General features: G+C 72.2%; 11 protein-coding genes. 2 read left to right on the top strand and 9 right to left on the bottom strand.

The features are described from left to right. Window positions 1–93 precede the first annotated feature (93 nt). The gene (locus tag BSZ37_RS08545) at window positions 94–3,060 is read right to left on the bottom strand and encodes a M36 family metallopeptidase (RefSeq protein ID WP_179299536.1); all 2,967 of its coding nucleotides are present in this window, start codon (window positions 3,058–3,060) and stop codon (window positions 94–96) included. A gap of 416 nt (window positions 3,061–3,476) precedes the next feature. Here BSZ37_RS08545 and BSZ37_RS08550 point away from each other — a divergent pair, with 416 nt between their 5' ends. Both BSZ37_RS08550 and BSZ37_RS08555 read left to right on the top strand, forming a co-directional pair. Next, a complete protein-coding gene (locus BSZ37_RS08550) occupies window positions 3,477–4,355 on the top strand; it encodes an undecaprenyl-diphosphate phosphatase (protein WP_095510149.1) in 879 nt (292 codons plus the stop codon). A gap of 166 nt (window positions 4,356–4,521) precedes the next feature. Beyond that, window positions 4,522–5,520 carry a hypothetical protein gene (locus tag BSZ37_RS08555; RefSeq protein ID WP_095510150.1) on the top strand — a complete coding sequence of 333 codons (999 nt, stop codon included), beginning with the start codon at window positions 4,522–4,524 and terminating at the stop codon, window positions 5,518–5,520. A gap of 26 nt (window positions 5,521–5,546) precedes the next feature. Here the strand turns inward: BSZ37_RS08555 and BSZ37_RS08560 are convergent, their stop codons facing one another. From BSZ37_RS08560 to BSZ37_RS22795, 8 genes are all read right to left on the bottom strand, one after another. After that, entirely contained in the window at window positions 5,547–6,455 is a 909-nt protein-coding gene (locus BSZ37_RS08560) for a serine hydrolase (protein WP_095510151.1), read from the bottom strand. Between the two features lie 36 nt (window positions 6,456–6,491). Next, entirely contained in the window at window positions 6,492–6,851 is a 360-nt protein-coding gene (locus BSZ37_RS08565; RefSeq protein WP_095510152.1) for a hypothetical protein, read from the bottom strand. Between the two features lie 23 nt (window positions 6,852–6,874). Next, complete coding sequence (gene arsN2 / locus BSZ37_RS08570) at window positions 6,875–7,354, bottom strand: arsenic resistance N-acetyltransferase ArsN2 (protein WP_095510153.1); 480 nt, start codon at window positions 7,352–7,354, stop codon at window positions 6,875–6,877. Continuing rightward, window positions 7,351–7,779, bottom strand: coding sequence for an arsenate reductase ArsC (locus BSZ37_RS08575; protein WP_095510154.1), 429 nt, complete (start codon window positions 7,777–7,779; stop codon window positions 7,351–7,353). The genes arsN2 and BSZ37_RS08575 overlap by 4 nt, the downstream gene beginning before the upstream one ends. Next, window positions 7,766–8,083, bottom strand: coding sequence for an ArsR/SmtB family transcription factor (locus tag BSZ37_RS08580; protein ID WP_095510155.1), 318 nt, complete (start codon window positions 8,081–8,083; stop codon window positions 7,766–7,768). Before BSZ37_RS08580 ends, BSZ37_RS08575 begins: the two co-directional genes overlap by 14 nt. 397 nt (window positions 8,084–8,480) lie before the next feature. Beyond that, window positions 8,481–10,301, bottom strand: a complete 1,821-nt coding sequence (locus tag BSZ37_RS08585) for an ABC transporter ATP-binding protein (protein ID WP_095510156.1) — start codon at window positions 10,299–10,301, stop codon at window positions 8,481–8,483. Between the two features lie 307 nt (window positions 10,302–10,608). Continuing rightward, entirely contained in the window at window positions 10,609–11,529 is a 921-nt protein-coding gene (locus BSZ37_RS08590; RefSeq protein ID WP_245838659.1) for a ribonuclease Z, read from the bottom strand. A gap of 212 nt (window positions 11,530–11,741) precedes the next feature. Next, on the bottom strand, window positions 11,742–12,557 hold the full coding sequence (locus BSZ37_RS22795) for a thioredoxin family protein (RefSeq protein WP_095510157.1): 816 nt from the start codon (window positions 12,555–12,557) through the stop codon (window positions 11,742–11,744). Window positions 12,558–12,650 lie beyond the last annotated feature (93 nt).

Below are 12,650 nucleotides of genomic sequence, written 5' to 3' on the forward strand. Positions count from 1 at the left end.
GGCGCCGAGGCGGACCGACCCGGCACAAACCACGGCGGGGCCGAGCGACACGCGCCCGGCCCCGCCGATGAGCCTTCCAGGGCCCGAAGGGCCTTAGCGGATGACCGTCATCTGGCGCGTGGCGACGAAGTCGCCGGCCTCGAGGCGGTAGACGTAGGTCCCGCTCGCGAGGCGGCTCACGTCGACGGTGGCCTGGTGGAAGCCGGCGGCATACTGCCCATCGGCGACCTCAGCGACGGCGCGGCCCATCACGTCGTAGACGACGAGGCGGACGCGCGCGGCCTCCGGCAGCGCGAACGAGATCTCAGCGGAGCCGCCGCTGGCCGGGTTCGGAGCGCTCTGGTCAAGCGCGAACTCGGACGGGAGGTCGCCGGCTTCGAGACCGGCCGTGACGCCGAACTCGGTGAGCGACGCCGTCGTGCCCGGGTACTGCTCCAGGATCCGGCTGGTGAAGCCGTCGGCGAGGTCGAGCAGGTACTGCTCCTCCTCGTCCGTGAGCCGGCGGACGCCGATGGTCCGGACGCTCGCCGAGAACGCCTCGACGCGGTTGAGCGCGATGGCGGGCCGCGGGCGGGCCGCGTCGAGCCGCGCCTGCGCGATCGTGATCTTGGCGATGAGCTGGGTCGCCTGCCCGTTCGTGATCGCGCCGGACGCCTTGAGGGCATTGACGGCGTCGATGATCATGGACGACGTGCTGCACGACGTCGGGAGGTCGAACGCCTCCGTCCCGTCGAGCCGGTCGTAGTAGGCGCCCTGGTCGGCGCTGGCGCCGAGGCCGCGGCGGGAGAACGCATCCCAGATGAGGCACTGGTTCGCGCCGCCCGTGATGGCCACGTCGGCCGTGAGGATGGCGTCGCGGCCGTCGACGAAGCCCGGCCGGCACGGCTGGATCTTCAGCCCCTCGGTCACGAGGGCGAGGGCGAGGTTGTTGCCGCCGGTGCCGGTGTAGACGTCGGGGTCCCAGCCGTGGCGGTCGACGAGGGCGCGGGTCATGTCCCAGGCCATCGAGGCCCACACGAAGCCGACGCCGTGCGGCGCCGAGGCCGTCTTGATGTAGTCGTACGTGGCCGGGTTCGTGCCGAAGCTCGTGCTGTAGCGGTAGGGGCGGATGCCCTGGCCCGTCGTCGGCTCGAAGTTGAGGTACGTCCCGATCCCGCGGCCGTCGGTGTTCGTGTCGGTGAGGAGGAGCGCGTAGTAGTCGCTCCAGCCCTCGCCCATCTGCTCGCTCGTGAACGGCACGCCCCCGACGGTGTAGTTCGTGGCGAGGCAGCTCGTCGTGGCGGGCCCGCCCGTGAGGCGGTTCGAGATGCCGTGGCCGTACTCGTGGACGATGACGCCGTTGTCGAAGTCGCTGTCGCGGTTGAGCACGCTCTGGCCGAGGTTCCGGACGGTCGCCGCGGTCGGGAGGGCGGCCACGAGGGCGGCCCCGGTCACGTTGGAGATCATGCCGGCCGGGATCACGACCGTCGCGTCGGCGCCGCCGAGCGTGCCGGGGTTGCCCGGGGCGTTGTTGATGACGATCGCGCCGAGCGCGCCGGCGTCCTGGGCGTTCTTGACCTTGATGGTGAAGGCGCAGGACCCGCGGTAGACGAGGGCAAACTTGCCCGCGACCTCGGCCGCGTTGACGAGCGGGCCGCACCCCTCGTTCGGGAGCGCCGTCCCGTCGTTGACGAGCGCGACGTCGAGCGTGACGCCGGTCGTCGGGAACGGGACGCCGAAGGCGGCGGCGCTCATGACGTCGGTCGTCGTGCCGAACGAGATCTCGTTGACGAGCGCGGTGCCCCAGACGTACATCTGCATGCGGGGCGCGGAGCCGTCGACAGGGGTCGAGAAGTTGGCGTTGTTCGTGCCGGAGTAGTCCTGGGTCTGGGCGTTGACGGCGTCGTTGCCGGCGCCGAAGCCGGTCGTGTTCGTCGCCTGGAAGTTGCCGGAGGGCTCGTCGAAGCCGTAGAACCAGGCCACGTCGTGGACGATGTTGTTCCAGTAGAACAGGTTGGTCACGGCCGCCGGGCGGTAGGCGTCGGGCGACTGGACGCCCGGGTCGAAGGCGAAGTCGAAGAGGAGGCTCGGGCCGCCCTCGGCCTCGGTCCCCGGCTCGATCCCGTCGGGGGCGAGGAGGTCGAGTCCGGCGTGGACGTTGTTGCCGCGCGTGATGGTGAAGGACGTCGAGCCGTTGTTGTGCCAGCCGAGCGGGGAGGCCGTCGCGTTGACGCCGGTCGCGAGCGTGCGGAGGTCGGTGTAGGGGTCGCCGCCGTGGCTCGGGCTCTCGACGGCGCCGGCGTAGACGCGGTACTGCGCGCTGGCGCCGGAGACGCCGGCCTGGGCGCCGATCGTGGCCGTGCCCGTGAGCCGGGCGAGGTCGACGAGCGTCGAGCTCGAGGCGGGCGACACGGGCGCGACGACGGCCCAGCCCTCAGGGAGGTGGTCGTCGGCGGCCCAGTGGTCCTCGTCGGTCAGGCTGCCCGTGCCGAGGATGGCGCCGGAGCCGGCGTCGACGGCGACCTGCCAGAGGCGCTGATCTTCGGGCGTCGAGAGGTCGACGAGCCACGCGAGCGTCGTTGGGCCGCCGATGGCGGGCACGTACCGGAGCCGCGCGAGGATGTCGTCGGAGGCGAGGTCGCTGCGGAAGACGACGCCCTCGCCGAGGCCGCGGAAGTCGCGGGCGACCTCGAGCGTCGGCGAGAAGCCGAGCGAGGACGCGGCCGTGCGGACGGCGGCGTCGGCGGACAGCACGCGGGCGCCCTGGGCGGTGCGGCCGACGTTGGCGACGGCCCGGCTGTTGGCCGAGAGCACGCGGCCGGCCCGGTCGACGGCGACGTTGACGATCCCGTCGTGGACGGGGACGCCGCCGAGCGTCTGCTGGAAGTAGACGTGCGTGACGCCGGAGACGCGGCTCACGGACTGGTGAGCGACGGCGAGGCCGTCCAGGTCGCCGGCGGCGAGGCCGAGCCGGCCCGCGTTCTGGCGGACGTAGAGGCCTGCCGCGTCGACGGCGGACTGGGCGACTGCGGCGGAGGCGGTCAGGAGGACGAGGGCGCCGAGGGCGGCGAGAGAACCCAAACGGGTCATGAGGCAACGGGGAAGAGGGTAGGCGCCTCCCCACCCCACGCCTGGACCGTGGTTCTGGTCACCAGACAGGGGCGGAAGAGGCTGCGCACGAAAGCGCGGGGCGGCGAGCGCCGTGGACCTCCCTGGGGGACCTCGCCACGCCACAACGCGCGGTGGGTCCGGGCCCCAGTCGGGGGGCGCTATGTACGCCATTTTTTCTCATGTGCAAGGACGCCCGGCACGGGGGAGGGCACAAATTTTTTCCACGCCGGGATGACAGCGCTTCCACACCGGACGGCGGCGGACCGAGACCACCTCTCTGGGTTACGAGGAGACTGGCCGTCCCCGCCTCGGGGACGCTGAGGTGGGACGCCGGCGGTCAGAAGCGCCCGTAGCTTCTCGGGCCCCTCTGCCCAGCCCCTCTTCCCATGACGTGGTGGCAAGCCGCCCTCCTCGGCCTCATCCAAGGCCTCGCCGAGTTCCTCCCGATCTCGTCCTCCGGCCACCTCGTCCTCGGCGAGTACGTGCTGGGGCTCGACACCGGGGCGGCCAACGACGTCACGTTCGAGGTGTTCGTCCACTTCGGGACGGCCCTCTCCATCCTCGTGGTCTACCGGCACCGGATCTGGCGCATCCTCCGCGACGCGGCCGGCGCGCTCGCGACGCCGAGCGCGTGGGCCGAGGCCGTCCGCCCCGGTCGGATCGAGCGGGCGCGCGGCGACGAGATCGATTACGAGCCGCAGCCCTCGGGCGGACCGATCCCGTCGCTCCGCGTGGCGCTCTACGTCCTCATCACGATGGTCCCGACGTTCATCGGCTACCTCCTGTTCGAGGAGGCGCTCGAGGCCCTCTTCGGCGACCCGCGGTTCGTGTGCGGCGCGCTCCTCGTGACCGGCGTGCTCCTCCTCCTGACGCGCCTCCGCCCGGACCCCGACGGCGTCCTCTCCCCGGGCAAGGCCCTCCTCGTCGGCATCGCCCAGACGTGCGCGCTCATCCCCGGCATCAGCCGCTCGGGCTCGACCATCTGCACGGCCATCTACCTCAACGTCGACCGGAAGGAGGCGGCGGACTTCTCGTTCCTGATGCTGCTGCCGGTCGTGCTCGGGGCCACGCTCCTCAAGACGCTCGACATGATCGAGGTCGGGATGACGGTCGAGGCGGTGCCGCTGGCGGTCGGGACGCTCGTGGCGTTCGCGTCGGGCATCTTCGCGATCCGGGCGGTCCAGGTGCTCGTGCAGCGCCAGTCGCTCCAGTACTTCGCGTACTACTGCTTCGCCATCGGCATCGCGGGGCTGATCCTCATCTGACCCGGCGGCTGGCGGGTGGCCCGGGGCGGGCAGGATTCCTCAGTCGCTCGACCCCGGAACGAACGGAGGTCGACTGCGCCGGGTGGGCAGGCGACTCCGTCGCTCGCGGTACGCGACGCGCGGAGTCACCGGGCCGCCCGGCCTCCTACCACCAGCCAGATATACCATGTTCGTGCAGAGCCACCAGACGCCGGCGTCCGAGCCGGAGGGCCGCGGCGTTGACCTCTGGATGCGGCGCCAGGTGTCTGAGAAGCTGCTCGGGCGGGGCGGAATCATCGGGCGTCGCTACATCGGAGGGACGGACGCGGATCGAGAGCGCTACGCGAGGTGGGTCGAGCGGTGGGACGCCCCCGACCTCGCGCGGCGCACGGAGATCGCGCGCGCGCTGCAGGGCGGCCCGTCCGACCTCGTCGACCGGAGCAAGGGGTTCGCGACGTTCGAGCCGGGGCGGTTCGCCCACACAACGGAGGTCGTCGAGGCGGCTCGTGCGTTCCTGCGCGACGCGGACCCCGTCCGGGCCAAGGTGGCGCCCGCGAAGCCCCAACTCTATACGCGGCTCCTGCCGCGAGAGGAGGTCACATTGGACTCGCCGTTCCTCCGCTTCGCGCTCCAGCCGGCGGTGCTGGAGGCGATCGCGGCCTACATGGGCGCCGTCCCCATCCTCCACGATGTCGACCTCTGGTACTCCGTGAGTCCCAACACCGACTCGTTCACGAACAGCCAGCTCTACCACTGCGATTGGGAGGGGCTAACGCAAGTCCGCCTGCTCGTCTACGTCAACGAGGTGAAGCCCACCGACGGTCCGTTCGTCGTCGTCGAAGCCGAGCGGTCGAAGGAGGTCCGAGAGCGGGTGGGGTACACGTTCTTCCGGGACGGCGCCGACCAGTACGGTCGTGTGCCGGATGAGGAGGTCTACGCGGTCGTCGACGAGGGGCAGACGCACCAACTCGACGGTCCGGAGGGGACGGTCGTCGTCGTGGACACCGCGCGGTGTCTCCATTACGGCAGCCGGGTCGAGCGCGACGCGTCGAGGACGTTGTTCGCTTGCCAGTTCCTCGCGCCCACGTCGTTCGTGCGCCCCCTTCGCCCGGACCTCCGCGCGACCTACCGCTCCCTGGCCACGCCCGCCCTCCCCGAGTTGGAGGCGCTCGTGCTCGGTGCGTAGCCCGGTGCGATCCCGGCGTCCGACGGCTAGTCGCCCACGAGCACGTCGTAGATGGCCCGGCTGACCTCGGCGCCGAGGCGGGCGGACTCGGCGTGGTCTTCGAGCCCCTCGGTCAGGATCACGAGGACGTACGGTGCGGCGCCCTCGGGGTAGACGATGGCCGCGTCGTGGTGGATCTCCGTGATCTCGCCCGTCTTGTGCGCCACGCGGACGCCGGCGGGGAGGTCGGCCGGGATCATCTCGTTGAACGCCTGGTCGTCGAGCACGTCGACCATGGCGGCGTCGGCCTCGGGCGAGACGGCGCGGCCGTCGCGGAGCGCCTCCATGAGGGTCGCGAGGGCCCCGGCCGTGGTCCGGTTGTTGAGGCCCGCCTCAAACGCCTTGAGGTCCTCGACGCCCCGCAGCACGCGCATCCCGGGGGCGCCCAGTCGGACGGCCGTCGCCTGGACCGAGTCGGCCGTGAGCCGGTCGATGAGGAGGTTCGTGGCCAGGTTCGACGAGGTCGTGATGGCGCGCTCGACGAGGTCGCGGAACGGGACGTCCTGCCCGAGGCGCGAGTAGAGCGCGTCGTCGGAGTCGTCGGTGATGGCGAACTCGGAGCCGTCGACGATCGAGCGGAACCGGTTCTCGACGCGGACCGGATCGTCCCAGGCTCGGAGGCCGGTCTCGACCTGGCGGAACGCCTCGATCATGACGGGCACCTTCATCGTCGAGGCCGCGTGAAACGGGCGGTCGGCGTTGCGGCCGTAGGCGACGGTGTCGCCGGGCGCGGCGCGGCGGACGACCACGGCGACCGTCGCCGCGGGGTGGCGGGCGAGGACGCCCTCGACGGCCTCGGCGAGCGGGGCGAACTCGGACACGGACGGGGGGGCGGCGCTCCGGCAGCCGGCGAGGACCGCCAGCGCCGCGAACGCCCAGAGACGGACGGTGGGCATCGACGTACGATACGGCCGAGTCCGGACTTCGGGGCGCTAGATCCGGCCGGAGACCTGGGTCTCGAGCCAGCGCGGGAGCGGGTCGCGCTGCGGGTAGATCTGCGCGCGGGCGGAGTAGTCCTCGACGTCGGTCGGTTGCACGAGGATCTGGCTGAAGTCGGCCCGGCCCGAGGCGCTCGAGATCGTCATGACGACGCCCTCTTGTTCGTTGCGGATCGACTCGACGCGGATGCCGGTCTGGTTGAACGAGTCGTCGAGGGCGGCGACCACGTCCGCCGGCTCGCCGTGGAAGTAGGTCCACTCGAACGGGTCGGGCAGGCCGTAGGCCTCGTCGATGGAGGCGCCGGAGCAGGCGCTGAGGGTCAGGGCGAGGGCGACGGCGGCGAGGGTACGCATGGCAGGGGTGAGCGTTGGGGGTGTCAACGGACCGTGCCGCGCCTCGGTGCCCCGGGGTGTCGAGGGAAGAGGGATTTGCCCAGGCACACCGCCGAGGCCGGGCACGTCGACGTGAACTCGCTCGCTCGGCGGACCGCGGCGGGCACGTCGGCGCGGTCGAGCGGCACCCAGCCTCGGCCCTCGAAGAACAGGGCAGCCGTAGTCGTGAGGAGCACGAGCCGGCGGAGCCCGGCGTCACGCGCTCGCGCTTCGGCCGCCTCGGTCAGCCGGCCGCCGAGGCCGGCCCCCCTGGCCTCGGGCGCCACGGCGAGCGAGCGGAACAGTCCGGCCTCTCCGTACGGTTCGACCGCCACGCACCCTACGACGGCGCCTCCACCGCTCGCCACGAGGAAGCGGTCGATGTGGTCCTCTTGCAGGTCAGCGGTTGGGAGGGAGGCCGCGTCGAGGAGAGCGCGGATCGCTGGCCAGTCGTCTGGGGCGGCGGGGGAGAGGGTCTGGGTCATGGGCCGAACTCGGCGTCGAGCCACGCCGCGATCTCGTCGCGGACGGACCGGAAGGCGGCCCGCCGCTCGTCGTCGGAGCCCTCGACGGCGGACGGGTCGCGGAACGCGCGGTGGACATTTCGGTCACGGGCCGGGACGTACGGACAGGCCTCGCGGGCGTTGTCGCAGACGGTCACGACGACGTCGAACGCTCGGCCGCCCAGGTCGTCGATCGTCTTGGAGGTCTGGCCGCTCGGGTCGATGCCGGCCTCGCGTAGCGCCTCGGCCGCGAGCGGGTGGACGCCCCGCGCGACGGTCCCGGCGCTGAACGCCTCGTAGCGGTCGCCGTGGCGGTCCCGGAGGAGGCCCTCGGCGAGCTGGGACCGCGCCGAGTTGTGGGTGCAGACGAAAAGGACGGACGTCCGGACGGGGTCAGCAGCAGTCATCGGCGCAGCAGGAGTCGAGGCCGTCGAAGAAGGCGCCGAGGTGGGCGGAGACGGCCGTGAGGGCGTCGGCGTCGAGGCAGTAGCAGGAGCGGGGGCCGTCGGCGGTGCCCTGGATCAGGCCGGCCTCGCGGAGCACCTTGAGGTGCTGCGAGACCGTCGACTGGGCGAGCCCGACGACCTCGACAACCTCGCCGCACACGCACTCGCCCCGCGCGCCGAGCGTGCGGAGGATGGCGAGCCGGGCGGGGTGCGCGAGGGCCTTGGCCCAGGTCGCGAGGTCGGCGTCGGACGTGGTGTCGGTCATGCAGGTCGGGCACGCAGGTCGGGCACGGCGGCGAGCAGGGCCCGCCGCCGCGCGGAGGCTAGCAGCACCCGCCGCCGCAATCGCAGTCGGGGTCGGAGCAGGTGCAGTGGGAGAGGGTCGTGGGGAGCATGGGGTAGGGGGTGGGTGGAACAGCATTATCGTCGATCGACGATAAACGATAGGGCACAGACTGATCGATGTCAAGCCCCGGCCGAAAGGGCGACGCGAGGTCGCCCCGTCGGGGTGGGGCGCCCCGGTGGCAGGGAGGGGGGCCCTTGGCGGACCGTGGTGACATGGCGCGTAGCCCAAACTGCCGCCCCCGAGCACCACGACGTGGACGCCAGGCCCCGGTGCGACCTGCAAGCCAGCAGGAGGCGTGGGGTACGCGTTCGTCTCGTCAGGCCGCCGCCCGCTCTTGGTCGGCGTACTGCAATTCGTACAAACGTCGGTACAGCCCATCCTGCGCCAGGAGCGCCTGGTGGTCGCCCCGCTCGCGGACCTCGCCCTTGTGGAGCACGAGGATCTGGTCGGCGTGCTGGACCGTCGAGAGCCGGTGGGCGACGACGAGCGCCGTTCGCCCCTCCATGAGCACGTCGACCGCTTGCTGGACCATCTCCTCGGTCTCGGTGTCGACCGACGACGTGGCCTCGTCGAGGACGAGGACGGCGGGGTCGTAGAGGAGCGCGCGGACGAACGAGAGGAGCTGGCGCTGGCCGAGCGAGAGCGACGCGCCCCGCTCGCCGACCTCGGCGTCGTAGCCCTCCGGCAGCCGGTCGACGAACCGGTCGGCCCCGACGAGGCGGCCCGCCTCGGTGATCCGCTCGCGGGAGACGTCGGGGTCGCCGAGCGTGACGTTCTCAGCGATCGAGCCCGAGAACAGGAAGACGTCCTGGAGCACGAGCCCGACCTGCCGCCGGAGCTCCGCGAGCGGGAGGTCCTTCACGTCGACGCCGTCGATGGTGATGCGCCCCCGCTGCGGCTCGTAGAACCGGAGGAGGAGCGAGAGGATCGTCGTCTTGCCCGAGCCGGTCGCGCCGACGAGCGCCAGCGTCTGTCCCGGCTCACACACGAACGAGACGTCGCGGAGGACCCAGTTCCACTCGGGCTCCGTGGCGTCCGTCGCTTCCTCCGCAGGCAGGCGCTCGTAGGCGAACCAGACGTCCTCGAAGGCGATGCGCCCGGCGGCGCGGCCGTCGGGGAGGCGCGTCGGCGCCTCCGGCTCGGGGAGCGACTGGTCGTCGTCGAGGAGGTCGAACACGCGCTCCGAGGCGGCGAAGGCGGCCTGAATCGAGTTGAGCTGGTCGCTCAGGTTGCGGACCGGCTCGAAGAACATCCGGACGTACTGCACGAACGCGATGAGCGTCCCGACCGTGAGCGCCTCGCGCATGGCCTCCGTCCCGCCGAACCAGATCACGAGCGCCAGCGCCGCCGACGCGATGATGTCGACGACGGGGTAGAAGAGGGCGTAGTAGTAGACCGTCTGGACGTGGGCGTCGCGGTGGGCCTCGTTGACGGCCTCGAACCGGCGCTGCTCCTCGGCCTCGCGCCCGAAGATCTGGACCACGCTCATGCCCGTCACGTGCTCCTGGAGGAACGCGTTGAGCCGGCCGACCTGCTTCCGGGTCTCGCGGTAGGCCTCCCGCATCTTCCGCCGGAACACCTCCGTCGCGAGGACCATCGGCGGGAGGGCCAGGAGCGCGACGATGCCGAGCTCGAGGTCGAGCGACAGCATGAAGTAGCCGATGAACACGACCCGGGCGAGGTCGCCGAGCATGGTCACGGCGCCGGCCGACAGGAGGTCGGCGAGGGCCTCGATGTCGCTCGTGGCCCGCGTGATGAGCGTGCCGATGGGCGTTTTGTCGAAGAACGCCAGCCGCTGGCGCTCGATGAACCGGAAGACGCGCGTGCGGAGGTCATAGAGCGCGTGCTGCCCGACCCACTGGGTGAGGTACCCGAGCGCGAAGTACGCGATGCCCTCGGCTACGAGGACGCCCGCGATGAGGCCGACGATCCGCATGAGCCCGGGCACGTCGCCGGGCAGGATGAAGTCGTCGACGGCCTGCTGGACGAGGCGGGGGCGGAGCGGGCCGAGGAACGCGACGGTGAACGTCAGCGCGAGGGCCGCGGCGACGTGCCAGCGGTAAGGCCAGAGGAGGGCGCCGAGGCGTCGGGCGAGGCCCTTCGGCGGGCGCCAGGTCTGGGGGGAGGAATCGGCCACGAGGCAAGCTACCCCGCCGCCGTCGCCTACGGTTCCGCGCGGCTCGGCCCCCGGCCGGCGATCCGCCTCCCTCGTGCCGGGCGGTCAACCTTCCGGCATGGACGTGATCGACCTCGCCGTGCTGGCGGAGCGCGCGCTCGACCCGCTCGGCCGGTTCGACGTGCAGGAGGTGCTGGCCGCCCGCCTCGGCCGCCGCGCCTTCCGGATGCTCACCGATACCCCAGCGTCGACGGGACGTTACCGGGTCGTCACTGGACATGGCTCCGCCCGCCTCGGCGCCGAGGCGGGCGGAGCCGGCGCGCTGCCGCTACCGGCGGACCTCGTAGCGCTGGAGCTCCTCGGCGGCCTGCGTGTTCGGAAACACCTCCCGCGCCTCGGCGACGAGCGGTGCCGGGTCGGCGTAGCGGGCGGAGAAGTGCGTGAGGAGCAGCTTCTTGGCGCCGGCGTCGCGGGCGACCTCGGCGGCCTGCCGGGCCGTCGAGTGGCCGACGTCGGCGGCCCGCGCGCCGTGCTCCTCGGTGAACGTGGCCTCGTGGAGCACGAGGTCGACGCCCTCGGCCAGGAGCCGGCCGTTCTCGCAGGGCGTCGTGTCGAGGACGTAGGCGAACGCGCCGCCCGGCCGCGGCGGCCCGACCAGCCCGTCCGGCTCGACCACCGTTCCGTCGGCGAGCGTGACGGCCTCGCGCCGCTTGAGCGCCTCGAACTGCCATCCCTCCGTGATGCCCGCCGCCCGCGCCGCCTCGCCGTCGACCGAGCCCGGCCGCGTTTTTTCCTGGTACCGGAAGCCGGCGCAGAACACGCGGTGCTCGATGGGCCGCGCCTCAATCGTCACGGCGTCGTCCTCGAACACGACCTCGTGCTCGAAGTCCTCGGACAGCTCGCGGTAGGTCACGTCGAACGGGAGCCAGTCGTTCTTGAGCCCCGGCATGGCGCTCATGACGTCCCGGAGCCCGGTCGGGCCGACGATCGTGAGCGGGTCGGTCCGCTCGAGAAGCGCGAGCGTCGTCACGAGGCCGGGGAGGCCGTAGAGGTGGTCGCCGTGGAGGTGCGTGATGCAGATGGCGTCGAGCGGCCCCCGCGCGAGCCCGCCGCGGACGAGCTGGAGCTGGGTCCCCTCGCCGCAGTCGAACAGGACGTTCCGGCCCTCGCGGCGGACGAGCGCGCCGGCGAGGTGCCGCGTGCGGGTAGGGATGGCGGAGCCGACCCCGAGGGGGATCACGTCGAACACGATGGACAAAGCAGTGGGGAGGGGCGGCCGTCAACCCACGTCGCCCGCCGGTGTTCGGGGGCTGGTCGTGGGTTGACGGCGGTATGGAGGCGTCCTGCTCCCGTCTCAGGCAGTCGGTCGAACCACCGAGGCGGGCAGGGGTGGCCTGCCTCGGTAAAAGCGTCCTCCCGTGGTCCCCGGCCCGTCGCCGGTGGTCAGCGCGTCCCGCGCGTTCAGTACAATGACGTGTTGAACGCCGGCCGGTGCGTCTTGGAGACGGCGTGGTCCTCACCGAGCGTCTGGAAGAGAGCGACCGCCAGCTTTCGGGCGCCGTCGTCGTCGTAGTAACGGTCGGCGCGGATGGCGTCGATGAGGCGGGCGAGCGTGGCGTCGAGGTCGCCGGACTGGAGCCCGCGGAGGGCGTCGGCGACGGGCTCGCGGGCGGGGCCGTCAGGGAGCGCGGCCGGGTCGCGGTCGAGGGCGTCGAGGACCGTGCGGACCGCCTCGCCCTCGGGCGTGTGGAGATCGCCGACGAGGTCGCGTGCGCGGGAGCCGTCGTCGAACACGAGGAGGCGGGCGAGGCGGGTACGGGCCGCCGTGGCCCAGCCGGCCGCCTCCGCCTCGGGGTCGGCGAGAGCCGCCTCGAACTCCGCGCGGGCCGTGTCCCGGTCGCCGGCCTCCCACGCGGCCTCGGCGGCTTTCGCGTGCTTGCGAGCGGGGGACGGGAGGTGCTCGTCGAGCCACTGGCGGAGGACGTGCTCGGGGAGCGCCCCCGTGAACTCGGCCGCCACGGCGCCGTCGACGAACAGCTTGACGGCCGGAATGCCGCGGATGCCGAACTGCTGCATCAGCCCCGGTGCCTCGTCCGTGTTGACCTTTGCGAGCGTCCACCGGCCGCCGGCCTCGGCGGCGAGCGTCTCCAAGATCGGCCCGAGCACGCGACAGGGGCCGCACCACGGCGCCCAGAAGTCCACGAGGACGGGCCGCTCACGGCTGGCCTCGACGACGTCGGTCTGGAAATCGAGCGGGGGGCTCGCGGGCGCGTTCATGGTGTCGAGAAAGGGGGAATAGGGGAGCTCGGCCGGCACACGGCCACCTCGGCGCGGTAGGCTGGCGTGTCACGGACGCTCCCATTCCCGGTT

Source organism: Rubrivirga marina, from assembly GCF_002283365.1.
Taxonomy (GTDB): Bacteria; Bacteroidota; Rhodothermia; order Rhodothermales; family Rubricoccaceae; genus Rubrivirga; species Rubrivirga marina.